Raw genomic sequence first — 24,579 nt, 5'->3', positions numbered from 1 at the left:
ATGAAAGTAACACTCATTGGAGCAGGGAGCCGGGAGTTCGCAGGAACCATCATTCGCGACCTCCTCCTGAGCGCACCGATCGCCAAGAAGGGTCTCGACCTCACGCTCATGGACATCGCCGCGGCTCCCCTCGCCGAGATGGAGGGATACGCCAGGCACCTGACAAGGCTGCTCGACCACGCCGCGACCATCACGACGACGACCGACCTCGACGAGGCCGTCACCGGCGCCGACTTCGTGGTGACCGCCATCGAGGTGAACCGCTACCACTACTGGTCGCAGGACTTCACGGTGCCGAGGAAGTACGGGTTCCGCCAGATCTACGGTGAGAACGGCGGCCCAGGCGGTCTGTTCCACGCCCTCCGCCAGTTCGGCCCGCTGCTCGAGATCGCCCGCGCGATCGAGCGACTGGCGCCGGATGCGCTCTTCCTCAACTTCTCGAACCCGGAGCACAAGGTCTGCGAGGCCATCACGCGCCTCACCTCTGTGAAGGTCGTCGGGCTGTGCCACGGCTACTTCCAGGGCGCGCGCCAGATCTCGGCGCTGCTGGAAACGCCGCTCGACCAGCTCGACCTCGCCGCTGGCGGGATCAACCACTTCGCCTGGTTCCAGCGCATCAGGGACAGGAAGACCGGTGAAGACCTGTACCCGCGCCTGCGCGAGCTCGAGCACGAGGCGAACTGGGTGTCGGACTGGCACGAGGTCGGGCTCTCGCGCATCCTGTTCCGTCGTTTCGGGCTGTGGCCGTCGCCGAGCGCCAACCACATCGGCGAGTACCTGTCCTGGGCCGAGGACTACGTGCCTGCCCAGCTCCAGTACTTCCACGACCCCGCCGACGGCTCGCCCTGGCAGGAGGGCGCTACGACGCCCGAGTGGTACTACGAGATCCGGTTCGCGGACACCGATCGCCCGTACCAGCCGGCGAAGCACGCGCAGAAGACGCTGGAGGACACCCTCGAGAACCGTCCGATCGTGTCGTCCGAGGAGCTCGCCATCCCGATCATCGAGTGGGTGGCCTGCGGCGTCGAGCGCGACCTGCCCGCGGTGAACCTGCCGAACCGCGGCGCGATCCCCGGCCTGCCGGACGACATGGTGGTCGAGGTGCCAGGACGCGTCGTGGACGGCGAGCTGGTCGCTGTGCCGCTGGAGGAGTTCCCCGAGGGCGTGCTCGCCATGGTGCGGCTGCAGGGGAGCATCCACAAGCTGCTGGTGCAGGCGTACGCGGAGCAGTCGAAGGCGAAGCTGCTGCAGGCGATCCTGCTCGACCCTGTGGTGGACTCGCACAACCGCGCGGTTGCGATGCTGGACGAGTTCCTGGAACTGCAGAAGGACATCCTTCCTCCGCTGCACTAGCCAGTACGAACAGAGGCCCCCGACTCCATCCAAGGGTCGGGGGCCTCGTCTCGTGTGGCGGCGCCTACTCCGCGCGGTACAGGTCCGCGTGGAACCGGTACGCGTCTCCGCGATAGGTGTTCAGTCCGAGGAGCACGGGCGCACCAGCCCTGTCGTAGGCGATCTCGCGCCCGACGAGCACGGGGCTGCCCTGCGGGATGTGCAGCAGGGTGGCCTGCTCCGCGGTCGGCGTCTCGGCCTGGACGCTGTACGCGCTGCGGAAGATGCTCACCGAGCAGTGCGTCTGCAGGGTCTCGTAGAGGGAGGCGTCGGTGAGGTCGAGGTCGAGCAGCGCGTGCGCGATGGTGAGCGGCAGCACGTTCCTGTCGACGCAGATCGGCGTCGAGTTCATCCCACGCAGCCTGACCAGTTCGAGCACTTCGGTGCCCGGCGCGATCCCGAGCCGGTTGGCCTCATCCAGGGTCGCGGAACGCACCGACTTCTCCAGCACCTCTGCGGTGGGGGTGTGGCCGCGCTGCCGCGCCATCTCGGTGAAGCTCTCCAGCGTGCTCGGCGGTTCGCCGACCGTCGGGCTCGGCACGAACCAGCCGCGCTGCGGCGAGCGCGCGACGCGGCCCTGCCGCTCCAGATCCTCCAGCGCCATCCGGATGGTGCTCCGGCTCACGTGCATGCTCTCCGCCAGCAGCCGCTCGCCCGGCAGCCGGGTTCCCGGCTGGTAGATCCCGTGGTTGATGGCCATGCCGAGCTCCCGGGAGACGCGGGTGGTGATCGTGGGAGTTTTCACAGCCCCACCATACCAATCAGGCGATTGGATGCGCCTCCGTCGCTGTTTGGTACAACTGGTTGAGGAACTCGTGCAGGTGACCGGCCGCATCCAGGAGGGCGATGCTGCGCCTGGTCAGCTCGGCCAGCCGCTGGTCGAGCAACTCTCGGGCCTCTGCGGTCAGCCCCTGGCTGCGGAGCTGATCCAGGATGCGCGCGATCGCGGGGATGCGGTAGCCGCCGCTTCGCAGGGCCGCGACGATGCGGGCCTCGGCGATCGCGCCGGCGCCGTAGTGTCGCACGGGGGATGCGCGGTCGGGGCGCACGAGCCCTTCGCGCTCCCAGTGCCGCAGGGCGGACGGGCGGACGTCGAGCGCCTGAGCGAGTTCGCCGATCGTCATCGCGTCGCGCTCCTCGAACACCTCCCCCTTCTCCACGAGCACGGCGACGAGCCCGCTGCGCGCTTCGCGGAGCTGCGACCGCCCCCTGGCGATGGCGGCGTGCAGTTCGTCGATCCGCTCCGCCGCCTCGTCGACCGTCCCGGTGAGCAGCACGGGCATGAGCTGCCTGGCCAGGACCGGCCCCGCGGCGGCGGCGAGCGCACGGTATGCGCGGAGCGCGACGACGTGGCGGTGGTCGTAGCGGCGGTAGCCGTTCGCGCTGCGCTGGGCGGGCGGAATCGCGCCGAGCCGTTCGAGGTCGCGCACCTGCTGCGTCGAGTAGCCCGCGAGGCGGCCGATCGCCACGGTCGTCAGCGCACGCTCTTGAGGGTTTGCCGGTCGCTTCCCTGATTTCTCCTCCACGAAGTCCACATAAGCACGTCAGGGCCACGATTGAAGAATGGAGTTTCAGGAGACCGTCGACATCGTCCAGTCCTTCGATGGTTCGCTCGTGCTGCTGCCGGATGAGCACAGCGGCTTCCCCGAGCTGTCGTGGGGGGACGCGTACTTCTATTTCGCACCGGACGGGCTGATACCGGAACGCACCCAGCCGTACGCGACCATCATCACGAAGAACTACCCGGACGACCACGCCTCGCGGCTGGACGCCCCCGGCCGGTTCCGGGTGAACATCCACGTGGGTCGGGACGAGGCGGCACGGCTCGTGGGCCCTACCGAGGTGGACCCGGCCGAGACCGACGCGTTCTTCGCCCACCCGCTGTACGGCGCATCCGGGTGGGTCTCGGTGGTGAACCGCTGGAGAGCGGACGGTGGATGCGGTGACCACGCTGCTGCGAGCGGCGCACGACGCGGCGGCGGCACGCGCATCCCGTCGCGCGGAGGGGCGGTGACGGCGTGGTGTCCGCACAGTCGCTGAGCGAGACGGACCGGCGCCGCGTGGCCGCGTGGGCGGCCGACTGCGCCGAGCGCGTGCTGCCGCTGTTCGAGGCGGAGGCCCCGGACGACGACCGCCCGCGGGACGCCATCGAGCGGGCGCGAGCGTTCTCCCGCGGCGAGCTCGACGCCGCAGGCGAGATCCGCCGCCGTTTCGTGGCGGGCCGCGCTGCGCACGCTGTCACGTCTCCGCGAGCGGTGGCGGCCGCCAGCGCGTGCGCGCAGGCCGCGGGCGTCGCCCACATGGGAGCGCACGCGCTCGGAGCGGCGGCGTACGCGGCCAGCGCTTTGGGTCTGGCCGCGCCCGACCAGCCCGACGCGGCAGAGGCCGAGCAACGCTGGCAGCTCGCGCACCTCTCCCCGGAGGCCAGGGCAGCCCTCCGCCGCCTGCCGCGTCTCGGCGAAGACACCTCGGGGCCACTCGGCCCCGGGCTGCTCGCGAGGGGTCGGCTCGGCGAGCTGATCCGCGCACTTCAGGCGGGGCTGGGGGAAGGGTGAGGCGGCATCTGGCCATCGAGGCGCGGCCCCAGTCGGCATGTCCACGGGCTGACGGAGCATGATGGACCCATGCCCGCTGCCCACCGTCCCGGCCTTCGGGTCGACTCCGGACTCACGATCCCCGAGTCCGAGCTGTCCTGGCGGTTCTCGCGGTCATCCGGTCCCGGAGGACAGGGGGTGAACACTGCCGACTCTCGCGCGGAGCTCGTGTGGGATGTGGCAGGGTCCGCCGTGCTCTCTCCGCTGCAGCGGGAGCGGCTCCTCCAGCGTCTGAGCGGTCGTGTCGTCGACGGAAAGCTGACGGTCGTGGCATCCGAGCATCGCGCGCAACTGCGCAACAGGGAGGCTGCGCGCGCTCGACTGGCCGGCATCGTGGCCGACGCCCTCCTGCCGCCGGCAGCCCCGCGAAGACCGACGAGGCCCAGTCGAGGGGCCAAGCAGCGACGCTTGGAAGCGAAGAAGCGGCGCACCGACGTCAAGCGACTGCGACGTCCTCCTCACGACTGACCCATTGGATCCTCCTCACGACTGACCCATTGGAAGTGACGCGCAATCGAGAGTGCGCGCGGCGGGATCGGTCAGCGTGCGCCCCGCAGACGCAACAGAGCGAGGACCTTGGCGTCGCTACCGAGAATTTCGACGACCGCCACCGAGTTCGCAGTTTCGCGGTCGCCCTCCGCCGCCGTTACCGATGGGCCCAGGGTCAGGTGGGGCCGGTATACCTCCCGCCAGTACGCCGGTTCTTCGGCGGCGAAACCTGGCAGGGATTCAAGTAGATCAGCGAGGCGTATGTGCACGCCGACCGCCTGTTCCGAATCCACGAGCCGGACTCGCACATCGTGGTTCGGTCCGAACAGCGCCTGTTCACCGAAGCGAACGTTCAGAGGTTCGGCTGCCGCGGCCGCTTGGGTAACAAGATCGAGGAGCCGATCAAGGGTCGAGGCGGCGGTGAAGTTGGAGGCGAGGGTGACGTGTGCCGGCCATTCGCTGCGGCTGATGGTGGCATTGATTTCGAGCGGATCGAACAGTGCGACAACGGCATAGCTCCTCATGAGCTGACCCTATGACACGGGAAGCGTCTCGAATGCAGACCCGTCACCGAACGTCGGTCGACGGCTGGATCCGATCGATCGGAGGTAGCTCCGTTGGATGCTGTTCAGGGAGCCGTCGCCGGGTAGGTTGCTGCACACGGCCCTATGGCTGCCGGCTTCCCTATGGCACCATCCCCTGGCAAGCTGTCGACATGCTGACATCGTCGCCGCTCATCCTCTGGGCATCCTGTGCGACCACACCGCCGAGCGGCCGGTCGTGCGACGACACCGTGCAGATGACGACACTCACGCCGTGGTGGCTACCGCTCGTCATCGTTGCCGCGTTCCTCGTGTTCCTCGCCGCGGTGGTCCTGATCAGAACTCGGCGCCGGATGGGGTAGTACGAAGTGACGTCAGTGAGTGCCGTCATCGGTCCAAGCGGCCTGGCTACACCGGCGCCATATCCGTGAACCGCGAGAAGTGGCCCTGGAAGGCGACCGTCACGGTGCGCGTGGGGCCGTTGCGGTGCTTGGCCACGATCAGGTCGGCCTCGCCGGCGCGAGGGTTGTCCTTCTCGTATGCGGATTCGCGGTGGAGGAGGATGACCATGTCGGCGTCCTGCTCGATCGAGCCGGACTCGCGGAGGTCGCTCAGGGCGGGGAGCTTGTCGGCTCGCTGCTCCGGGCCACGGTTCAGCTGGGAGAGGGCGATCACGGGGACCTGGAGTTCCTTGGCGAGCAGCTTGAGGGCTCGGGAGAACTCGCTGACCTCCTGCTGGCGGCTCTCGACGCGCTTGCCGCTCGTCATGAGCTGCAGGTAGTCGATGATGACCATCTTGAGGCCGACGCGCTGCTTGAGGCGGCGGCACTTCGCGCGAATCTCGACGAGGGTCATGTTGGGGCTGTCGTCGATGTAGAGCGGGGCGTCGTTGATGCGACCACGAGTGGATGCGATCGTCGTCCAGTCGCGGTTGTCCACCGTTCCCTTTCGCATGCTCTGCAGGGGAACGGAGGCCTCTGCGGAGAGGAGGCGCATCGCGATCTCACTCCGGCCCATTTCGAGGGAGAAGAAGATGGTGGCCATGTCGTGCTTGATGGCGGCCGCTCGCGCGAAGTCGAGCGCGAGGGTCGACTTTCCGAGCGCTGGTCGCGCGGCGACGATGATCATCTGGCCAGGGTGGAGGCCGTTGGTGAGCTCGTCCAGTTCGGCGAAGCCGGTGGGGACGCCGGTCATCGAGCCGTCTTTGTGCTTCGCCGCCTCGATCTCGTCGATGGCGACGGTGACCGCGTCCGTGAGGGGGACGTAGTCCTCCGTCTCCTGCGAGCCGGTCACGGAGTAGATCTCCGCCTGCGCGTTGTTGACGAGGTCGAGCACCTCGCCCTCTGCCTTGTAGCCCATCTGCGTGATGCGGGTGCCCGCTTCGACCAGACGGCGCAGCAACGCCTTCTCGGCGACGATGTTGGCGTAGTAGCCCGCGTTCGCCGCGGTGGGCACGAGGCTGGTGAGGGTGTGCAGGTACTCGGCGCCACCCGCCCGTGAGAGCTCGCCGACCTTGGTGAGCTCGTCGGTGACGGTGATGACGTCGGTGGGCTCTCCGTGGGAGTAGAGGGAGAGGATCGCGTCGTAGATGATCTCGTGCTTGGGGATGTAGAAGTCGGGGCCGCGGACGACCTCGACCACGTCGGCGACGGCGTCCTTGCTGAGGAGCATTCCGCCGAGCGCGCTCTGCTCCGCCAGGAGGTCGTGCGGAGGCGTTCGTTCCGACGTGCGTGGTTCGCCCGGTTCGCGTTGGTCTGCGAGACCCAGATGGGCGATCGACACGATGTCTCCTCTTCATGTTTCGTCACGGTGCACGGGCGACACAGGGCCTACGACCCCGCGCATCCAGAGCATCCCGGTACCAGTGAACCTCGCTCACGCCACACTGCGTGGCACGGCTCGCTGCTATCAGGATCTTGGGGGTGGCCACCGACATTGCCGGGTTCCCCGTCGTCGGCTTCCGCCGACCTCGCTCCACCCTAAGGAGCGCACACACGGGCCACAACTCGGCCTGTGGATAACGTTGGGGAGAATCTGCGCGAAACGCCGCGCTGCTTGTGCACAACCTGTGGGGAAAGGTGTGGACTAAAAAAGAATCTCGGCACGTAAATCGTTTTTGACCTGAGCTTTTTCTCTCCACACCCTGTGTGTAGAAAACAGTTCCATTCTTGTGGTGAAACGTGTTTCCCGGGCGTTTCGCCCTGTGTACAAAGCTGCGGAAATAGCCCGTTAACAGGTGTAGCGGCGGGCATCGGCCCGCCGCTACACTTTCTGCTTATCGTGCCTACTTGGCAGCGACCACCTGGAGGGTGATCACGGCGGACAGGTCGTCGTGAAGACGAACCGTGGCCTCGTGGTCACCGACGACCTTGATGGGCGACGTGATCTCGATCTTGCGCTTGTCCAGCTCGCCGATCCCGGCGGCCTTGACGGCCTCCGCGATGTCGGACGTCTTGACGGAACCGAAGAGGCGACCTTCGCGGCCGGCCTTCACGGTCAGCTTGACCTTGGTGGCCTGGAGCTTCGCCTTGAGGTCCTGCGCCTGCTCGACGGTGTGGAGTTCACGAGCGACACGAGCCGCCTTGATCTGCTCCACCTGCTTCTCACCACCGCGGGTCCACGCGATAGCGAAGCCCTGCGGGATGAGGTAGTTGCGTGCGTAGCCGTTCTTGACGTCGACGACGTCTCCGGCCGAGCCGAGGCCGGTGACCTCGTGCGTCAGAATGAGTTTCGACATATCCGTATCTCCTAACGGCCCGAGCCGGCGTAGGGGAGGAGTGCCATCTCGCGTGCGTTCTTGACGGCACGGGCGATGAGGCGCTGCTCCTGGACGGAGACACCGGTGATGCGGCGGGCGCGGATCTTTCCACGCTCCGAGATGAACTTCCGCAGGGTCGCGACGTCCTTGTAGTCAATGACGCCGACGCGAATCGACTTCGCCGGAGCGGCGTTCTTGCCGTCCTTGCCCTTGCGGATCGGCTTGCGGCGGTCGCCGCTCGACTTTCCAGCCATGATTTCCTTTGCTTTCCGCTCTCATCGAAGCCCGATGGAGCTGGTGAATGTTGGTGACCCTTAGAAGGGAGTCTCGTCGCTGTAGCTGCCCGGCGTGTTCCAGACGTCTGCTCCTGAGGAGGAGGCGTCTGCGGGCGCCGATGCCGCCCACGGCTCTTCGACGGCGCCGCCACCGGAGGAGAAACCTCCAGGGCCACGGCCAGACGACTGCGCGCGCGTGATCGAAGCGGTGGCGTAGCGCAGCGACGGGCCGATCTCATCGATCTCGAGCTCGATCGAGGTGCGCTTCTCACCTTCCTTCGTCTCGTAGGAACGCTGCTTCAGACGGCCCTGCGCGATGACGCGCGACCCCTTCGTCAGCGAACCGGCGACGTGCTCGGCGAATTCACGCCAGACGCTCGCACGCAGGAAGAGAGCCTCACCGTCCTTCCACTCGTTCGCCTGACGGTCGAACGTGCGGGGTGTGGATGCGATGGTGAAGTTGGCAACCGCGAGCCCGTTCTGCGTGTAACGCAGCTCCGGGTCGCTGGTGAGGTTGCCCACCACGGTGATGACGGTCTCGCCAGCCATGGGACTAGGCGCCAGCCTTGTCGGCGGCGGCAGCCTTGGCGGGAGCGGCAGCCTTGCGGGCGGCCTTCTCGTCGGCGAGCTTCGCAGCGGCGGCGACCTGAGCGATCGCCTCTTCCGCACGGAGGACCTTGGTGCGCATGACGGCCTCGCTCAGCTTCAGCTGGCGGTCGAGCTCCTTGGTGGTCTCACCGTTCGAGGTCAGCTGAACGACGGCGTAGATGCCCTCGGTCTTCTTGTTGATCTCGTAGGCGAGACGACGGCGGCCCCAGATGTCGACGTTGTCGACGGATCCACCTGCGTCGCGAACGACGTTGAGGAACTTGTCAAGGCTGGGAGCAACGGTGCGCTCGTCGATCTCTGGATCGAGGATGACCATCAACTCGTACTGATGCATGACTAACCCACCTCCTTTGGACTTGGCGGCTACAGACGGTCTGTAGCAGGAGGGTTCTACATCTGTCGTGCGGGCATACGTCTGCCCAGACAACCTGTCCAGCGTAGCGGACGCGGGCGTGTCGCGCCAGTCGGCGGCAGGGGACGGGGCTTCGAGGAGTGCGTTGGTCATGCATCCACCATCATGGGGAACCGCTCAGGCTGGAACAGCGGGTCAGGGAACCGTGGACAACCCGCCCGGCGGGCACACTGTGGAAAACCGCCAGGCGCCGCCCGTCAGAACCGTCCGTCAGTGCTGCTCGTCCCACCACGCCAGCAGACGCCTGGTCGCCTCCTCCTCGCCGAGCGGGCCGTCGTCGAGCCGCAGCTCCAGCAGGAACTTCATCGCCAGCCCCACCTCCCTGCTCGGCTTGAGACCCAGGATGCGCATGACCTGCTCGCCGTCGAGGTCGGGACGCACCGCATCCAGTTCCTCTTTCTCCTTCAGCTCGGCGATGCGCGCCTCGAGATCGTCGTACGCGAACCCGAGCCTGTCGGCCTTGCGCCGGTTGCGGGTGGTGACGTCGGCGCGCGTGAGCATGTGCAGCCGCTCCAGCTCGGGCCCGGCATCCCGGATGTAGCGGCGAACGGCCGAGTCCGTCCAGCTGGCGTCCGCGTATCCGAAGAACCGCAGGTGCAGTTCGATCAGCCTGGACACCGAGTCGATGGTCGCCTTGTCGAACCGCAGCGCGGTCAGCCGCTTCTTCGCGAGCTTCGCCCCGACCACGTCGTGATGGTAGAAGCTGACGACGCCCCCCGGCTCCAGCTTGCGCGTCGCCGGCTTGCCGATGTCGTGCAGGATCGCGGCGAGCCGCAGCACGAGGTCGGGCGCCTCCCCAGGGTGCCGTTCCTTCTCGTAGCCGATCGCCTGGTCGAGCACGGTGAGGCTGTGCTGGTAGACGTCCTTGTGGTGGTGGTGCTCGTCGATCTCCAGCCGCAGCGCCGGGATCTCGGGGATGACCTGCGCAGCGAGCCCCGTGGACACCAGCAGTTCGATGCCGGGCCGGGGGTCGTCGGTGCAGAGCAGTTTGCTGAGCTCGTCGCGCACCCGCTCCGCGCTGACGATCTCGATGCGCTCGGCCAGCTCGGCCATCGCATCCTTGGTCTCGTCGTCGACGGTGAAACCGAGCTGCGAGGTGAACCTGGCCGCCCGCATCATCCGCAGCGGGTCGTCGCCGAACGAGATGGCCGGCGTGCTCGGCGTGGTGAGCGTACGGCTCAGCAGGTGCTCCACCCCGCCGGACGGGTCGACCAGCTTCACCTCAGGGATGCGCAGGGCGAGCGCGTTCACGGTGAAGTCGCGGCGCAGGAGGTCGCCCTCGAGCGTGTCGCCGAACTCGACGTCCGGCTTCCTCGTCGTGCCGTCGTAGCTGTCCGTGCGGTACGTGGTGATCTCGACCGTGTCCTCGCCGAACCGGGCGCCGATCGTGCCGAACTGGCGTCCGATGTCCCACACTGCGTCCGCCAGCGGGGAGACGACGCGCAGGATGTCGTCCGGCCTGGCATCGGTCGTGAAGTCGAGGTCGTGCACCGGGCGGTCGAGCAGCGCATCCCGCACGGGACCGCCGACCAGGGCGAGCTCGTACCCCGCTCCGGCGAACGCGGAGGCCAGCGTCGAGACCGTCGCCGAACGGGCGAGGTCGCCGAGGCGAGCGAGGGAATCGGCGACGCTGTGCATGGTGCACCAGTTTAATAGGGGCGCTCCCGCTGGCGCGCTCGTCGGGGTCTCACAGCGGGCGGCCTCTAGAATCGTCGACATGGAGGCCGAGTCGGGATCGTGCATCGTCGCATGAGCGCACCCCGATTCACCCGACTTCAGAGGGTGAGAGGCCTCGCCGCGCTCGTCTGCGCCACCGTTGCCGTCGCGCTCGTGCCGGCCGGCGCATCCAGTGCCGCCGTGCGGGATGCGGGTGCGAGCGCAGCAGGCAACAGCACCGCCGTGGGCAGCAGCATCACCGCCGGCGCCGCATCCACTGTCGCCGCAGCCACCTCGACCGACGACATCTCCGCCTCCCTCGCCGCAGACAACGGCGGCGTCCTCTCCCCGACGCAGGATCTCGTCGTCTCCGTCACCGTCACCAACCCCACCGACAGCTCATACGCCGCGGGTTCCGTCACTCTCTGGCTCGACCCTGCCGCGCAGAAGTCGCGCGCCTCGCTCGACTCCTGGCTCACCTCCACCACGGCCGTCTCCGGCAAGACGACCATCGGCGAGGCCCCCGTCACCGTCCTCGAGCCAGGCACCAGCACGGTCGTCCGAGTCACCGTGCCCGCAGCGACCGTGCCGTTCGGCACCAACCCCGCTTCGGCCGTATACGGCATCGGCGCCACGGTCTCCGCCGGCGACAAGACAGTGGATGCGCGGGGCAGCGTCACCTGGAACCCCGGCGTCGCAGGCACCCGCTCGGAGCTCAGCGTCGTCATGCCGATCGTCAGCCCCTCCACCTCCGACGGACTCATCTCGGCCGCCGACCTCACCACGTACACCGCACCGAACGGTGTCCTGACCCGTGACCTGGACGGCCTGATCGGCCACAGCACGGTCACGGTCGGCATCGACCCGATGATCGTCGCGTCCATCCGAGCGCTCGGCAACGCGGCGCCGCCGACCGCGAGCGACTGGCTGAACCGCCTCGCCGGCCTGCCGAACGACACCTTCTCGCTCGGCTTCGGAGACGCCGACGTCACCGGCCAGCTCCAGGCGGGCATCCCGGCCCCGCTCGCGCCGACCTCGCTCGCATACGCGCTCGACCCGAAGAACTTCACCCCGTCCCCCACGCCGGTCGGAGAGCCGTCCACGGCCACCCCCACCCCTCCGGCGGAGACGCCCACGCCCACGCCCACCAACGGCACGGACGTCACCCTGCCGACGCTGGACGAGCTGGTGGCCTGGAAGTACTCGCTCACCGGCATCGGCTGGCCTGGCGACAACACGGTGCGCGCAGCGGATCTCGGCCCGCTCGCCGCCGCAGGGCTGCGCAGCGTGATCGTCTCCGGATCGAACACCAACCAGAAGACGCTGGAGAGCACTCCCAACGCGACCTTGTCGTTCGACGGCGGCAAGATGCTGGTCTCCGACGAGGCACTGTCGACCGCGATCCGTCAGGCGGAGTCCGCGCCGAGCGATGTCGCCTGGAACACGGCCATGTCGAAGGTCAACGCCCAGCTCGAACTCATCAGCGCCGAGGGCTCGCAGTCCAAGCAGCTGCTCGTCTCGTTCGACCGCTCCTGGCCGTCGAGCGGCACTCAGCTGCGCCGCACCCTGGAGTCGCTGTTCGCGTCGCCGTGGTCGACCCCGTCAACCTTGCCGTCCACGTCGTCTGCTCCGTCCTCCTCCGGGCTGGCCCTGACGGACGCTCCCGAGCCGCAGACGCGCACCGACAACATCAAGGCGCTGGTGCAGGACGAGCAGTCGATCGACGCGTTCGCGACGGTCCTCGACAAGCCGGAGACGATGACGGGTCGCACCCGCGCCCAGCTGCTCACGCTGTTCGCCGTGTCCTGGCAGAATCCGCGCACCGACTGGACGGCCGCGGTCGCCGCCTCCAGGAAGTCGACGACCGACACCCTGCACTCGATCAAGATCCTGCCGACAGAGAACGTCAACCTGGTCAGCGCGCAGGGCTCCATCCCGTTCACGGTCAGCAACGAGCTGAAGGACGAGGCTGCGAACCTGGTGCTCACCGCGTCGCCATCCAACAGCAGGCTCGAGATCGACCAGAACGCGACAAAGCGCATCCCCCAGGACTCCCGCGCAACCATGCTGGTTCCTGTCAAGGCCAAGCTGGGCAACGGCCAGGTGGTGCTGTCCCTGCGCCTCTACAGCCCCACCGGCGTGGCGATCGGCGACCCGAGCGCCGTGACGGTGGATGTGCACGCGGACTGGGAGGGCATCGGCGCGCTGATCTTCGGCATCCTGCTCGTGCTGCTGTTCGGCTTCGGCATCGTGCGCAACATCCTGAGGCGCCGCGACCAGCGCCGCAAGGAGCAGGCAGGGGATGCGGAGAGCGACGCGGACGACGCCGACGACGCGGCCGCCCAGCCCGCCGATCCCGCGCACCCCGCCGATCCAGAGCACCCCGCCGATCCCGCGCACCCCACTGACCCCACGACCCCGCCAGACGGAGGCGCCCGTGGCTAGCATCGGCCGCGCCAGCGCCGTGCTCGCCTCGGGGACGCTCGTCTCGCGCATCCTGGGCTTCGCGAAGGCGTGGCTGCTGCTGCAGGCGATCGGGGCCGTCGCGTTCGCGTCCAATGCGTACGCCACGGCGACCATCGTGCCGAACAGCATCTACGCGATCATCGCTCAGGGCATCCTGAACGCGATCCTGGTGCCGCAGATCGTGCGCGCATCGGTCAACGCGGACGGCGGCAAGGCGTACATCAACAAGCTGGTCACGCTGGGCATCGTCGTGTTCGCCGCCGTCGCCCTCGTCGCGACGCTGCTGTCGCCCGTGCTGATCGCGCTGTTCGGCCTCCGCGGCGCAAAAGCCGACCTGGCGACCGCGTTCGCATACTGGTCGCTCCCGCAGATCTTCTTCCTAGGGCTGTACACGCTGCTCGGCGAAGTGCTCAACGCCCGCAAGTCGTTCGGCCCGTTCACCTGGGCGCCCGTCGTCAACAACGTCATCGCGATCGGGATGCTCGTCGCGTTCATCATGACGTTCGGCGCCGACCCGAGCGGCACCCGCAGCCACGACTGGACGGCGGGCATGATCGCCCTGCTCGCCGGTGGTGCGACGCTCGGCGTGGCCGTGCAGGCCCTCATCCTGTTCTTCTTCTGGCGGCGCATCGGTCTGCGGTTCCGGTTCGACTTCGGCTGGCGTGGTGTGAATCTCGGCCACGCGGGCAAAGCGGCAGGCTGGACGTTCGCCATGCTGATCGCAACGCAGGTGGCCGGCCTGGTCGAGACCAACGTCGCCAACTCGGCCGGCACGGGAAACGCCGGACCGTTCGTGATGAACAACGCCTGGCTGATCTTCATGCTCCCGCACGGCATCATCGCCGTCTCGATCGTGACCAGTTTCTACACCAGGATGGCCGAGCACGCTCATCAGAGGGACGTCGCGTCCTTCCGAAGGGACTTCTCCTCCGCCACCCGCTCGATCATGCTGCTGATCACCTTCTCGGCCGCCGCGCTGGTCGTCGTCGCGTTCCCCGTGGCGCGGGTGTTCACCGTCGACTACCAGGCGTTCGGGTGGGTGCTGATCGCGTACCTGGTGGGCCTTGTGCCGTTCTCGCTCGTGTTCATGGCCCAGCGCGCCTTCTATTCACTGGGTAACACACGCACACCGTTCTTCTTCACGCTCGCGCAGGTCGTCGTGATCGTGATCGGCGTGCTCGTGTGCCTGGCTGTGCCCGCCGAGGTGCGCGCCGCATCCGTCGCCCTGGTGGTGTCGCTGGCGAGCGTCGCCCAGGCGGCTCTGGCCTTCGCTCTGCTGCGCCGCCGCACCGGGGGAGTTGACGGGCGGCGCATCCTGAGCGGGCTGTGGCGCTTCCTGGTGGCCGCGCTGGCGGCGATGGTGGCCGGCGGCGGCTTCCTCGTGATCATGGGCGGGGTGGATGCCGGCGCCTTCCCCGTGAGCGGGATCGTCGGCGCCGTCGTGTCCTCCGCGGTCGTCGGAGTGGTGATGCTCGTGGTGTACATCGGCATCCTGACACTCCTGCGTTCGCGCGACCTGCAGGCCGGTGTTGCGCCGGTTCTGAACCGTTTGGGCGTCCGCTCCGAACTCACACGTGAAACGGAATAGCATCCGCCTAGGATGTGTTCTACACCTCAGCGGTCCGGTTCTGGACCGTTACAGATAGTGCAAGGAGCTCCCGCCGTGCGGCAGATCATCATCATCGGTTCCGGCCCAGCCGGTTACACCGCGGCCATCTACGCCGCGCGCGCCAACCTCCGGCCGCTGCTGATCGCTTCCTCCGTCGAAGCGGGCGGCGAACTCATGAACACCACAGAGGTCGAGAACTTTCCCGGCTTCCCCGATGGCATCATGGGCCCCGACCTCATGTTCAAGATGCAGGCGCAGGCCGAGCGATTCGGCACGGAGGTCGTCCTGGACGACGTCGTGTCCGTCGACCTCACCGGCGACGTGAAGAGCGTCACCCTGGGCTCCGGCGCCAAGCACGAGGCCCTCTCGGTGATCTTCGCCACGGGTTCCGCGTACCGCAAGCTCGGTCTCCACGACGAGGAGCGCCTGTCCGGACACGGTGTGTCCTGGTGCGCCACCTGCGACGGCTTCTTCTTCCGGGAGCGCACGATCGCGGTCGTCGGCGGCGGCGACTCTGCAATGGAGGAGGCCAACTTCCTCACTCGCTTCGCCGACAAGGTCTACGTGATCCACCGCAAGGGCGAGCTGCGTGCATCCAAGATCATGCAGGACCGCGCATTCGCGAACGAGAAGATCGAGTTCGTGTGGAACTCCGAGGTCGTCGCGATCAACGGCGAGGAGACCGTGCAGAGCGTCACCCTTCGGGATGTGCTGTCCGGCGAGCAGAGCACGCTGGAGCTCCAGGGCCTGTTCATCGCGATCGGCAACGACCCGCGCGTCCACCTGGTGCACGGTCAGCTCGACCTGACACCGGAGGGCACCATCGCGGTCGCCGGGCGCTCGTCCAAGACCAAGGTCGCCGGTGTGTTCGCTGCCGGTGATGTGATCGACCCGTCGTACCGTCAGGCGATCACGGCAGCCGCATCCGGAACCGTGGCGGCTCTCGACGCGGAGCACTACCTCACGACCCTCCCCAAAGACCTGCTGGACCAGACCGTCGAGGTCGAGTCCGGCGATCTCGAACTCACCACCACCGCATAAGGAGAAACTAGAAATGTCTGCAGCACGTTCGGTCACGGACGCCTCTTTCGAGAGCGACGTCCTCAACAGCGAGAAGACGATCCTCGTCGACTTCTGGGCAGAGTGGTGCGGCCCGTGTCGCGCCGTCGGCCCGATCCTCGACCAGATCGCCGCTGAGCACTCCGACAAGATCGAGATCGTGAAGCTCAACGTCGACGAGAACCCGCAGACCGCTGCGAAGTACCAGATCACCTCCATCCCCGCGATGAAGGTGTACCAGGGCGGAGAGGTCGTCAAGACCGTCATCGGCGCCAAGCCGAAGCCTGCCCTCGAAGCCGACCTGGCCGCCTACCTCGCGTAGCCGACCAGCTCTTCACAGACCCGTCCGGCACACATGCCGGGCGGGTCTTTTTTTGTACTCGGTCGTGCACTCTCGCGCATCCCCCGATTTCGGGCTCGGCGCACCACCCAAATAGCATTGGCAAACGGCGTAAGAAACGGAAGACAAGTGACTGAACAGGGCAGCCCGCTTTCACGCGGCAACAATCTGGACCCGTGGTACAACCACTACGCGCAGCGCACCAGCGGCCTGGCCGCCAGTGAGGTCCGAGCCCTGTTCGCCGTCGCCAGCAGGCCGGAGGTGGTCTCCCTGGCCGGCGGCATGCCGTACGTCGCGGCGCTCCCGGAGGATCTGGTCGTCGGCGCGATGGACAGGGTCATGCGCGAGCAGGGTCCCGTGGCCCTGCAGTACGGCTCCGGTCAGGGCGTTCCGGCGCTGCGTGAGCAGATCCTGGACGTGATGGCGCTAGAGGGCATCAAGGCGAGCGCTGACGACGTGGTCGTGACCACCGGCTCGCAGCACGCGCTCGAGCTGTTCAGCAAGCTGTTCATCGACCCGGGGGATGTGGTGCTCGCCGAGGGCCCGAGCTACGTCACCGCGATGGTGATCTTCCGCTCGTACCAGGCCGAGGTGGACCACGTGCCGATGGATGAGCACGGTCTCATCCCCGAGGCGCTCCGCGAGCACATCGCGCGCCTGAAGGCCGCGGGCCGCAAGGTGAAGTTCTTGTATACGGTGCCGACGTTCCACAACCCGGCCGGTGTGACCCTGAGCTGGGAGCGCCGCCTGGAGATTCTGGAGATCGCCAAGGCCAACGACATCCTCGTCCTCGAGGACAACCCGTACGGCCTGCTCTATTTCGGTTCGCGCCCGCCTGAAGCGATGCGTTCGGTGGAGCAGGACGGCGTGGTGTACCTCGGCACGTTCTCGAAGACGCTGGCCCCCGGGTTCCGGGTTGGCTGGGCGCTGGCGCCGCACGCGATCCGCGAGAAGCTGATCCTGGCGAACGAGGCGGCCGTACTGAGCCCGAGCTCGTTCAGCCAGCTGGTGATCTCGGAGTATCTGCGCGACGCGGACTGGAAGGCGCAGATCGACACCTTCCGCGGCGTTTACCGGGAACGCAAGGAGACGATGATCTCCGCGCTGGAGGAGTATCTGCCCGAGCTGACCTGGACCAATCCGAATGGCGGCTTCTACGTGTGGCTGACGTTGCCGTCGCACCTTGACTCGAAGGCGATGCTCCCGCGCGCTGTCACGGAGCTCGTCGCGTACACGCCGGGAACGGCGTTCTTCGCGGACGGCTCGGGCGCCCAGAACATCCGCTTGTCGTTCTGTTACCCGACGCCAGAGAGTATCCGGGTCGGGGTGCGCAGGCTTGCGAACGTGATCAACGGCGAGCAGGACCTGCTGGACACCTTCGCCGGAACCGGCCCGCTGTTCTCATCTCGTCGTGAGACGAACAGTCCGAACCCGCCCACCGACCTGCGCTGATCGCCGCCCGCGCGCATCCGCGACGTGACATCAAACCCGCTTCGTTCTCAAAGAAAGAGCTGATCATGGCACAAAACGCCGCTCTCGACATCGTTGTGCTGGCCGGCGGGATCTCGCACGAGCGCGACATCTCGCTCCGCAGTGGTCGCCGCGTCGCCGACGCGCTGAACTCGCTCGGGCACCGGGTGACCTTCCGTGACCCTGATGCGTCTCTGCTCGCCTTCCTCTCCGAGAACCGGCCGGATGTGGTCTGGCCGGCCCTGCACGGCGCGAGCGGCGAGGACGGCGCGCTGCGTTCACTGCTGGAACTGACCGGCATCCCGTTCGTAGGCTCGCGCACCGACGCGTCGCGTCTCGCCTGGTCGAAGCCCGCCGCCAAGACGGTCGTGGCGCGCGCCGGGGTGGCGACGCCCGCATCCGTCGTGCTGCCGAAGGAAACGTTCAGGGAGCTGGGCGCGAACAGCGTGCTGGCGACGGTGCTCGACGGCCTCGGCGTCCCGCTCGTCGTGAAGCCGGCGCAGGGCGGTTCCGCCCAGGGCGTGACGATCGTCGAGAAGGCGGACGAGCTGCCGCGCGCGATGGTGGATGCGTACACGTACGCCGATGTGGCCCTGATCGAGCGCAAGGTCTCCGGCATCGAGGTCTCCGTGGCCGTCGTGGACACGGGAGAGGGTCCCGAGGCGCTTCCCGCGGTCGAGATCGAGCCGGTGGGCGGGGCGTACACCTTCGATGCCCGGTACAACGCCGGGGAGACGCGCTTCTACACCCCGGCGCGACTGGACGAGACGACCGCCGCCGCGGTCGCGGAGGCTGCAACGACCGCTCACGTCGCGCTCGGCCTGCGGCACCTGTCGCGCATCGACCTGATCGTGGATGCGGACGGGGTGCCGTGGTTCCTGGAGGCGAACGTTCTCCCCGGACTCACCGAGACCTCGATCATGCCGCAGGCGATCGCCGCAGCGGGTCGGGACCTGGGGGATGTCTACGCAGCGCTTGCGCTGGCAGCTATCGCGGACGCGTAGGGGAGTGGTGTTCGCCTTCCCGGCTAGCGGAAGGTAGGCCCGCTGAAGCTCGGCTGGCCGATCTCATCCAGGATGCGGTTGAGGTCCTGAATCGTCGCAAAATCGACCACGATCTGGCCTTTTCGTGCTCCGAGTGAGATTTTCACTCGCGTATTGAGCCGGTCTCCGAGCTTGTCGGCGATCTCATCGAGGTGGCCGCGGTGCTTCCCGGCCGTGGCCTTGGTGCGCACCGGCTTCGGGTTCTTGCTCGCCGCCGCCTCCGCTGCACGGACGGACAGATCCTCGTTGACGATCTTGTCCGCGAGGTGCTTCATCGCCTCTTCGTCGCCGACCGACAGGATGGCTCGCGCGTGTCCAGCGCTCAGAACGCCCGCGGCGACCCGGCTCTGCACGGCCGAAGGCAGCTTCAGGAGGCGCAGCGTGTTGGTGATCTGGGGCCGGGAGCGCCCGATCCGGGAGGCCAGCTCTTCCTGCGTGATGCCGAAGTCCGCGAGAAGCTGCTGGTAGGCGGAGGCTTCTTCAAGGGGATTGAGCTGCGACCGGTGCAGGTTCTCAAGCAGCGCATCCCGGAGCATGTCTTCGTCCGCGGTGTCCTTGACGACCGCCGGGATGGTGTCGAGACCGAGCTCCTTGGTCGCGCGCAGCCGGCGCTCGCCCATGATCAGCTCGTATTTGTCCGTCTGGCCGGGGATGGGCCGCACCACGACCGGCTGCAGCACACCCACCTCGCGGATACTCGCGACGAGTTCATCGAGCGCCTCGCGGTCGAACTCTGTACGCGGCTGAACGGCGTTCGGCACGATGTCCGCGGGGGAGAGGTTCGCCAGACGCGCTCCGGGAACCGCGACGAGGTCTTCCTTGACCGCCACACCGGACGATTCGGGGAAGAACACGTCGACCGGCCGCGCCGACTGGTCGGTGGTGGGGATGAGGGCGCCGATTCCTCGGCCCAATCCTGTGCGCTTCGCTGCCATTAGCGGGGTGCTCCTCTGCGTGCAATCTCCGCGGCCGCCTCCAGGTAGGAAAGCGACCCCGACGAGTTCGTGTCGTAACTGATGACGCTCTGCCCGTAGCTGGGGGCCTCCGAGATGCGGACGGAGCGCGGAATGATCGTCTTGAGAACTTCCTTCGGGAAGTGGTCCCGCACGTCTTCCGCCACCTGGTGCGCCAAGTTCGTGCGCGAGTCGTACATGGTGAGGAGGATGGTCGAGACCTGCAGCTTGGGATTGAGGTGCCGCTCGATGAGCTGGATGTTCTTGAGGAGCTGGCTCAGGCCTTCGAGGGCGTAGTACTCGCACTGAATCGGGATCAGAACCTCGGTGGCAGCAACAAATGCGTTGATCGTCAGGAGTCCCAGCGACGGCGGGCAGTCGATCAGGACGTAATCGAAGTCGTATTCTTCCAGGAACCGAGTGAGCGCCCGACCGAGCCGCTGTTCGCGGGCAACCATGGAAACGAGCTCGATTTCCGCACCGGCCAGGTCGATCGTGGCCGGAACAACAAAGAGCCCGTCGAACTCCGGGCACTTCTGAATGACTTCGTCCAGCTCTTTGTCGTTGACGATCACGTCGTACACACTCGGCGTGCCCTCACGGTGCTCCACGCTGAGAGCAGTGGATGCGTTCCCCTGAGGGTCGAGGTCGATCACCAACACGCGTGCCCCCGATTTGGCGAGCGCAGCCGAGAGATTCACGACGGTCGTCGTCTTTCCGACGCCGCCCTTCTGATTGGAGATCGTGAAGATACGGGTGCGCGACGGCAGGGGGAGCGTTTCCGACGCGATGGCCTCCCGGCGCCGCGTCAGTTCGTGGATCTCCTGCGCCAACGGCGTGGATGCGTCGAAGCTCGCAGGGCTCGTTCCGACCTGGGCATCCTGGTCCGGTTGTTTCACGTGAAACCTTGTCGCTCGATCGTGGTGCACGGCACCGGGTGTCTGGAGTAAGTGCGGGGGAGGCCGCGCGCTCCGCGACCGTCAATCAACTCTATCTCGGATGCGGCTGGCTCCGATCCGCTGCGCGGCGCGCTGTGGATATCTGCATCCTGTGGACAGTTGCGCCCTCGTTCGCGTGGGTTCCGTAGGTGAGATCGACGGCGACGCTCCCGGCCCGCGTGACATGGGCCAGCAAGCAGGGGGCGAACTAGTTGCCTTTCGCGATACGCGGCGTGGGCAGCCCGCAGTGCGGAGTCGGCAGGCGGCAGGCGGCAGGCGGCAGGCGAGGTTTCACGTGAAACGGCGCATCCAGTTTCGCTACGCTCCACAGGCCGCATTCCCCCGCCCTTCGAGATCCATCACCGCGCCTTCCACTCCTTCCACGTCCGCCCCCTCCCTGCGGATTCATTCACCCACCCCACGCGCTCGTCGCAGTTTCGATACCGCTCGCTGTTCCTCCTTTCCTCGCCCCTTCCGCGCCAAAGTTGGCCAAAGTGGGCCAATATCGGCGTATCAAGGCCGCGCCGACATACTGAAATCCACGGCCCGCGCCCAGGCGAACGATCCCCCGGCCCGCGTCCGAACTCGCGGACGAGGTCCAATGACGAAGTCGCTACTCCAGGTCGGCCGCGCCCCACGCTTGCTGGTGCGGAGAGCTGGCGCCCGCGCCAATCAACGCATTCGCGCATAGGCCGAGCTGGATGCCGTTCCCCGCAATCAACTGACTTGTGGCGGCGCTGGATGCAAGGGTTACTCAATCATCTCGGAGTCCGCTCCGATTGTGATCCACCTGCGCGATTTCTGCGCCGACTGCCGCTGCGGACGCAGGATAGGGCTCAGGGTCCGGCGAGGGTAGGGCCGGCGAGGCCCGCTGCAACTGCGCCGTACCATTCGAGAGACAGTAGATCTGCGCAAAGTCCGAGGTCTGTGTCAAAGCTTGCAAGCCGTAAGACGGATGGGGAAGAGGCAACCGAGCGGGCACGGCCGAACGCACGAAGGCAGCGGCGCCGTCCACAACCGGCATCACGCTGCAGGGCGGAATCTCCGCAGGCGAGTGCAATCGTGCTGGGCAACTGCGCAGGGAGCGTCCGACCCGGACGCCGAATGTTGAGCTGGCCGTTACGGGCGATGAATTCATCCGACAGAAGCGGGACTACTTCGAGGTTCCTTTTCCAATACGCTCTGTTTCACGTGAAACGCCACCAGTAGATGGGCAGTGGTTCATGTGCCGAGTTGACCAGAACGAGTCGCCGGCGCGATACACATCCCGCGCACCCCGCCTGCCACATAAGCTCGTCATGATCCACGCGGTGGCTCGATTCAGGCTGCAGGCGCGAGTGGCTACGGTCGAGCGCGGGGGAATGCGGCTGCTCTATTGAGGTCGGTTGAGCCCTGCGTTAACTTTCGCGCGCCTCGAATGCGTCAAAACCGAGCCACCACATGCGACACAGCTACCGTCGCCGCTTCGACAAGTGGCACGGACGAGTTGATCCACCGTGAAGCAACAACGGTACCTCGGGCCCATTCGCGAAAATCGTACCTATTCAAACTCGGCCCTCAGCAATGAACTGACCTCCGCTCCGAAACCGTTCCACGTGAAACACCAACCGCCGCCCGTGCGTCCATTCCGGGCAGTGAACTGCCCTCATATGGCTCATACTCAGGGTATAAACACCCGAAAACTCGCACGCTTCAGCGCCACAGGAGCGATCCTAAGCGCCTCAAGCTAGCGAACGGTCGCGCGAATCACCCTCGTGACCTCGTCCAGAACGTCCTGACCAAGGGTCAAAACCTGGATTTCGTGCACTTTATACTTGCGAATCTCCTTCGTCGCCCCATCCACCTCGGCCTGAGCGGCAGCGCCCTTCATCAGGACGAGTTCACCGCCATCTCGGAGCAGGGGAGCGGTGAGGGGGAGGAGCTTGCGGAACGCGCTCACCGCGCGGGCGGTCACCTGGTCGAGTGCAACATCCAGGCGGACGTCTTCGGCACGGGCTCTGATCACATCCACGTTGGTGAGGCCGAGCTCCGCGACCTGCTCGTTGAGCCAGGCGACGCGACGCTCCATCGGCTCGATGAGAACGAACGAGACATCCGGACGCGCGATAGCGAGTACCAGGCCCGGGAGTCCGGCGCCGCTCCCGATGTCCCCGACACGTCCAGCGCGGAGGAGGGGAGCGACGATTGCGCTGTTCAGGATGTGGCGGGACCACAGACGGGGGAGTTCGAGCGGACCGATAAGTCCACGCTCTTCACCCTGCGAAGCCAGGTTGGCCGTGAACCTGCGGGCCACCTCAATCTGCGGACCGAAAAGACCAGCGGCGGCAGCCGGCTCGACTTCGAGGGCGTCATTCACCGCGAACCCCACCGTTCCACGTGAAACTACGCCTTTGTGATGACCGTGTGGCGGTCGCGGCCCTCGCCCTGCGAGTTCGACACAAAGCCACGCTCCGACACGATGTCGTGGACGAGCTTGCGCTCGTACGAAGACATCGCCGGGAGAGCAGCCTGAGCGGCGCCTTCCTCGATGCGCGAAATGGCGTGGTCGACGAGCGTTGCCAGCTCTGCCTGGCGGGCGTCGCGCGAACCCGCGATGTCCAGGATCAGGCGGGAGAACGAACCCGTCTTGTTCTGCACTGCGAGACGTGTCAGCTCCTGCAGCGCCGTTACCGTGTCCGGCTTCGAGAGGAGACGGAGGTTGGCGTTCTCGTCAGCGTTGACCGAGATGTACGAGCGTCCGTTACGAGCGTCGATGTCGATGTCACCGTCGATGTCGGCGATGTCGAGAAGTTCCTCGATGTAGTCGGCGGCGATGTCGCCTTCCTGGTCCAGCTGCGCGGCGGTCGGCTCCGCGTATTCGCGGCCTTCGGACGCACCGGCGTCGAGAACCTGGGCCTCCGGCGAACCCTCGGTGGCGCCGGCGAACGAAGCCTCGGAAGCCGAATCCTCGGTCACCACCGGCTCGACGACGGATTCGGTCTGCTGCACATCGGTCATTCTGGATTCCCTACTAGTTTCCGGCCTGCTTCTTGGCGCGGTTCTTGCTCACAGGCTGAACTCGCTGCGTGGTCTTCTTGGGGGCCTCTTCGACAGTGAGGACGACGGCGCCGTCTTCCTGCACGAGCTTGCCCTTACGAGCAAGGCGAGCCTCGCGAGCCTTGGCCGCATCCGACCCAGGAGTCGGCATGTTGCGGATGACGAGGAACTGCTGGCCCATGGTCCAGAGGTTCGAGGTGAGCCAGTAGAACATGACGCCGAGCGGGAAGGCGAAACCCGAGAAGAGGAAGACGAAGGGGAGCAAGTACAGCAGGATGCGCTGCTGCTTGAACTGGGGGCTCGCCTTGGTCTCCGGTGACATGTTCTTGGAGACGATCTGCAACTGCGTGAGGAACTGCGAACCGGTCATCAGCACGACCATCACCGCGGCGATGACCATGACGGCCACCTGCTGCGGGTGCGCATTCATCGCGCCCTGGAAGCTCTGGTGCAGGGGAGCGACACCGAACAGCGTCGCGCCGCCGAATTGCTTTGCGAGCACCGCGTTCAGCGGGCCGACGCCGGCGTGACCGCCCTGCGCACCGTTCAGCACCTGGAAGAGGCTGAAGAACACGGGCATCTGGAGGAGGAGCGGGAGGCAGGAACTCAGCGGGTTGGTGCCGGTCTTCTTATAGAGCTCCATCGTCTCGCGGGACATGGCCTCACGCGAGAACTGGTCCTTCTTGCCCTTGTACTTCTCCTGGATCTTCTTCAGCTGCGGCGCGATCTCGAGCATCCGTCGCTGGTTCTTGATCTGGCGAACGAAGATCGGGATGAGCGCAGCGCGCACCACGACCGTCAAGCCGACGATCGACAGCACCCAGGTGATCCCGGCGGCCGGGTCCAGGCCGATCTGCGTGAAAAGCCAGTGGAAGGCAACGAGGATGAGCTCCACGACCCACTTGATGGGCCACAGAATCGTGCCGATGATGTCCATG

The 24,579-nt window shown here is 66.7% G+C and carries 25 protein-coding genes; 11 read left to right on the top strand and 14 right to left on the bottom strand.

Going from position 1 to position 24,579, the window contains the following annotated elements:
• Entirely contained in the window at positions 1-1,353 is a 1,353-nt protein-coding gene (locus tag ASE16_RS15865) for a hypothetical protein (RefSeq protein ID WP_055897260.1), read from the top strand.
• A gap of 64 nt (positions 1,354-1,417) precedes the next feature.
• Here the strand turns inward: ASE16_RS15865 and ASE16_RS15860 are convergent, their stop codons facing one another.
• Positions 1,418-2,137: a GntR family transcriptional regulator gene (locus ASE16_RS15860; RefSeq protein ID WP_055897257.1), complete on the bottom strand. Its 720-nt coding sequence runs from the start codon at positions 2,135-2,137 to the stop codon at positions 1,418-1,420.
• 16 nt (positions 2,138-2,153) lie between these two features.
• The gene (locus ASE16_RS15855) at positions 2,154-2,861 is read right to left on the bottom strand and encodes a MerR family transcriptional regulator (RefSeq protein ID WP_235500535.1); all 708 of its coding nucleotides are present in this window, start codon (positions 2,859-2,861) and stop codon (positions 2,154-2,156) included.
• 94 nt (positions 2,862-2,955) lie between these two features.
• Between ASE16_RS15855 and ASE16_RS15850 the strand changes: the two genes are divergently transcribed.
• From ASE16_RS15850 to arfB, 3 genes are all read left to right on the top strand, one after another.
• Positions 2,956-3,432, top strand: coding sequence for a DUF6194 family protein (locus tag ASE16_RS15850; protein WP_235500534.1), 477 nt, complete (start codon positions 2,956-2,958; stop codon positions 3,430-3,432).
• Positions 3,411-3,947, top strand: coding sequence for a putative immunity protein (locus ASE16_RS15845; protein WP_055897253.1), 537 nt, complete (start codon positions 3,411-3,413; stop codon positions 3,945-3,947). The genes ASE16_RS15850 and ASE16_RS15845 overlap by 22 nt, the downstream gene beginning before the upstream one ends.
• A gap of 69 nt (positions 3,948-4,016) precedes the next feature.
• Entirely contained in the window at positions 4,017-4,454 is a 438-nt protein-coding gene (gene arfB / locus ASE16_RS15840) for an alternative ribosome rescue aminoacyl-tRNA hydrolase ArfB (protein WP_055897249.1), read from the top strand.
• A gap of 71 nt (positions 4,455-4,525) precedes the next feature.
• Here the strand turns inward: arfB and ASE16_RS15835 are convergent, their stop codons facing one another.
• The gene (locus ASE16_RS15835; RefSeq protein WP_055897245.1) at positions 4,526-4,999 is read right to left on the bottom strand and encodes a 2'-5' RNA ligase family protein; all 474 of its coding nucleotides are present in this window, start codon (positions 4,997-4,999) and stop codon (positions 4,526-4,528) included.
• 191 nt (positions 5,000-5,190) lie between these two features.
• On the opposite strand from ASE16_RS15835, the gene ASE16_RS19820 reads away from it, so the two are divergent.
• Positions 5,191-5,379 (top strand): hypothetical protein, encoded by a 189-nt coding sequence (locus tag ASE16_RS19820; protein ID WP_157480426.1) that lies wholly within the window; start codon positions 5,191-5,193, stop codon positions 5,377-5,379.
• 46 nt (positions 5,380-5,425) lie between these two features.
• Here the strand turns inward: ASE16_RS19820 and dnaB are convergent, their stop codons facing one another.
• From dnaB to ASE16_RS15800, 6 genes are all read right to left on the bottom strand, one after another.
• Entirely contained in the window at positions 5,426-6,799 is a 1,374-nt protein-coding gene (gene dnaB / locus ASE16_RS15825) for a replicative DNA helicase (protein WP_055897239.1), read from the bottom strand.
• 502 nt (positions 6,800-7,301) lie between these two features.
• Entirely contained in the window at positions 7,302-7,754 is a 453-nt protein-coding gene (gene rplI, locus ASE16_RS15820; protein WP_055897235.1) for a 50S ribosomal protein L9, read from the bottom strand.
• A gap of 11 nt (positions 7,755-7,765) precedes the next feature.
• Positions 7,766-8,029: a 30S ribosomal protein S18 gene (gene rpsR, locus ASE16_RS15815; RefSeq protein WP_055897232.1), complete on the bottom strand. Its 264-nt coding sequence runs from the start codon at positions 8,027-8,029 to the stop codon at positions 7,766-7,768.
• Between the two features lie 60 nt (positions 8,030-8,089).
• Positions 8,090-8,599 carry a single-stranded DNA-binding protein gene (locus tag ASE16_RS15810; RefSeq protein WP_055897229.1) on the bottom strand — a complete coding sequence of 170 codons (510 nt, stop codon included), beginning with the start codon at positions 8,597-8,599 and terminating at the stop codon, positions 8,090-8,092.
• Positions 8,600-8,603: 4 nt separating this feature from the next.
• Complete coding sequence (rpsF, locus tag ASE16_RS15805; RefSeq protein WP_055897225.1) at positions 8,604-8,993, bottom strand: 30S ribosomal protein S6; 390 nt, start codon at positions 8,991-8,993, stop codon at positions 8,604-8,606.
• A 288-nt stretch (positions 8,994-9,281) separates the two neighbouring features.
• The gene (locus tag ASE16_RS15800) at positions 9,282-10,709 is read right to left on the bottom strand and encodes a CCA tRNA nucleotidyltransferase (RefSeq protein ID WP_055897222.1); all 1,428 of its coding nucleotides are present in this window, start codon (positions 10,707-10,709) and stop codon (positions 9,282-9,284) included.
• A 111-nt stretch (positions 10,710-10,820) separates the two neighbouring features.
• Here ASE16_RS15800 and ASE16_RS15795 point away from each other — a divergent pair, with 111 nt between their 5' ends.
• The 6 genes from ASE16_RS15795 (at position 10,821) to ASE16_RS15770 (ending at position 18,675) form a co-directional block, all read left to right on the top strand.
• Positions 10,821-13,172, top strand: a complete 2,352-nt coding sequence (locus tag ASE16_RS15795; RefSeq protein ID WP_157480424.1) for a DUF6049 family protein — start codon at positions 10,821-10,823, stop codon at positions 13,170-13,172.
• Positions 13,165-14,781, top strand: coding sequence for a murein biosynthesis integral membrane protein MurJ (murJ, locus tag ASE16_RS15790; RefSeq protein ID WP_055898868.1), 1,617 nt, complete (start codon positions 13,165-13,167; stop codon positions 14,779-14,781). Before ASE16_RS15795 ends, murJ begins: the two co-directional genes overlap by 8 nt.
• Before the next feature lie 75 nt (positions 14,782-14,856).
• Positions 14,857-15,843: a thioredoxin-disulfide reductase gene (gene trxB, locus ASE16_RS15785; RefSeq protein WP_055897219.1), complete on the top strand. Its 987-nt coding sequence runs from the start codon at positions 14,857-14,859 to the stop codon at positions 15,841-15,843.
• 13 nt (positions 15,844-15,856) lie between these two features.
• Positions 15,857-16,183, top strand: coding sequence for a thioredoxin (trxA, locus tag ASE16_RS15780; protein ID WP_055897216.1), 327 nt, complete (start codon positions 15,857-15,859; stop codon positions 16,181-16,183).
• 147 nt (positions 16,184-16,330) lie between these two features.
• Positions 16,331-17,653 carry a PLP-dependent aminotransferase family protein gene (locus ASE16_RS15775; protein WP_055897213.1) on the top strand — a complete coding sequence of 441 codons (1,323 nt, stop codon included), beginning with the start codon at positions 16,331-16,333 and terminating at the stop codon, positions 17,651-17,653.
• A 65-nt stretch (positions 17,654-17,718) separates the two neighbouring features.
• Positions 17,719-18,675 carry a D-alanine--D-alanine ligase gene (locus ASE16_RS15770; RefSeq protein WP_055897209.1) on the top strand — a complete coding sequence of 319 codons (957 nt, stop codon included), beginning with the start codon at positions 17,719-17,721 and terminating at the stop codon, positions 18,673-18,675.
• A 23-nt stretch (positions 18,676-18,698) separates the two neighbouring features.
• Here the strand turns inward: ASE16_RS15770 and ASE16_RS15765 are convergent, their stop codons facing one another.
• The 5 genes from ASE16_RS15765 to yidC all read right to left on the bottom strand — a co-directional run bounded on the left by ASE16_RS15765 (position 18,699) and on the right by yidC (position 24,578).
• Complete coding sequence (locus tag ASE16_RS15765) at positions 18,699-19,649, bottom strand: ParB/RepB/Spo0J family partition protein (protein ID WP_055897205.1); 951 nt, start codon at positions 19,647-19,649, stop codon at positions 18,699-18,701.
• Positions 19,649-20,566: a ParA family protein gene (locus tag ASE16_RS15760; protein ID WP_055897202.1), complete on the bottom strand. Its 918-nt coding sequence runs from the start codon at positions 20,564-20,566 to the stop codon at positions 19,649-19,651. Before ASE16_RS15760 ends, ASE16_RS15765 begins: the two co-directional genes overlap by 1 nt.
• 1,765 nt (positions 20,567-22,331) lie before the next feature.
• Positions 22,332-22,961, bottom strand: coding sequence for a 16S rRNA (guanine(527)-N(7))-methyltransferase RsmG (gene rsmG / locus ASE16_RS19505; protein ID WP_082581592.1), 630 nt, complete (start codon positions 22,959-22,961; stop codon positions 22,332-22,334).
• A 26-nt stretch (positions 22,962-22,987) separates the two neighbouring features.
• Positions 22,988-23,602 (bottom strand): protein jag, encoded by a 615-nt coding sequence (locus ASE16_RS15750; RefSeq protein ID WP_082581514.1) that lies wholly within the window; start codon positions 23,600-23,602, stop codon positions 22,988-22,990.
• Positions 23,603-23,615: 13 nt separating this feature from the next.
• Positions 23,616-24,578, bottom strand: coding sequence for a membrane protein insertase YidC (gene yidC / locus ASE16_RS15745; RefSeq protein ID WP_055897196.1), 963 nt, complete (start codon positions 24,576-24,578; stop codon positions 23,616-23,618).
• Between the last annotated feature and the right edge of the window lies 1 nt (position 24,579).

Origin of the sequence: Leifsonia sp. Root227 (assembly GCF_001428745.1) — a bacterium.
Taxonomy (GTDB): domain Bacteria; phylum Actinomycetota; class Actinomycetes; order Actinomycetales; family Microbacteriaceae; genus Leifsonia.
This window is presented reverse-complemented; position numbering and strand designations above follow the sequence as displayed.

What these genes read in the sequence shown, in the direction of transcription:
- ASE16_RS15865 (WP_055897260.1), top strand. Translation starts at nt 1, where the DNA reads ATGAAAGTAACACTCATTGGAGCAGGGAGCCGGGAGTTCGCAGGAACC.
- ASE16_RS15850 (WP_235500534.1), top strand. Translation starts at nt 2,956, where the DNA reads ATGGAGTTTCAGGAGACCGTCGACATCGTCCAGTCCTTCGATGGTTCG.
- arfB (WP_055897249.1), top strand. Translation starts at nt 4,017, where the DNA reads ATGCCCGCTGCCCACCGTCCCGGCCTTCGGGTCGACTCCGGACTCACG.
- ASE16_RS15835 (WP_055897245.1), bottom strand. Translation starts at nt 4,999, where the DNA reads ATGAGGAGCTATGCCGTTGTCGCACTGTTCGATCCGCTCGAAATCAAT.
- ASE16_RS19820 (WP_157480426.1), top strand. Translation starts at nt 5,191, where the DNA reads ATGCTGACATCGTCGCCGCTCATCCTCTGGGCATCCTGTGCGACCACA.
- rplI (WP_055897235.1), bottom strand. Translation starts at nt 7,754, where the DNA reads ATGTCGAAACTCATTCTGACGCACGAGGTCACCGGCCTCGGCTCGGCC.
- rpsR (WP_055897232.1), bottom strand. Translation starts at nt 8,029, where the DNA reads ATGGCTGGAAAGTCGAGCGGCGACCGCCGCAAGCCGATCCGCAAGGGC.
- ASE16_RS15810 (WP_055897229.1), bottom strand. Translation starts at nt 8,599, where the DNA reads ATGGCTGGCGAGACCGTCATCACCGTGGTGGGCAACCTCACCAGCGAC.
- rpsF (WP_055897225.1), bottom strand. Translation starts at nt 8,993, where the DNA reads ATGCATCAGTACGAGTTGATGGTCATCCTCGATCCAGAGATCGACGAG.
- ASE16_RS15800 (WP_055897222.1), bottom strand. Translation starts at nt 10,709, where the DNA reads ATGCACAGCGTCGCCGATTCCCTCGCTCGCCTCGGCGACCTCGCCCGT.
- ASE16_RS15795 (WP_157480424.1), top strand. Translation starts at nt 10,821, where the DNA reads ATGAGCGCACCCCGATTCACCCGACTTCAGAGGGTGAGAGGCCTCGCC.
- trxA (WP_055897216.1), top strand. Translation starts at nt 15,857, where the DNA reads ATGTCTGCAGCACGTTCGGTCACGGACGCCTCTTTCGAGAGCGACGTC.
- ASE16_RS15770 (WP_055897209.1), top strand. Translation starts at nt 17,719, where the DNA reads ATGGCACAAAACGCCGCTCTCGACATCGTTGTGCTGGCCGGCGGGATC.
- ASE16_RS15765 (WP_055897205.1), bottom strand. Translation starts at nt 19,649, where the DNA reads ATGGCAGCGAAGCGCACAGGATTGGGCCGAGGAATCGGCGCCCTCATC.
- ASE16_RS15750 (WP_082581514.1), bottom strand. Translation starts at nt 23,602, where the DNA reads ATGACCGATGTGCAGCAGACCGAATCCGTCGTCGAGCCGGTGGTGACC.
- yidC (WP_055897196.1), bottom strand. Translation starts at nt 24,578, where the DNA reads ATGGACATCATCGGCACGATTCTGTGGCCCATCAAGTGGGTCGTGGAG.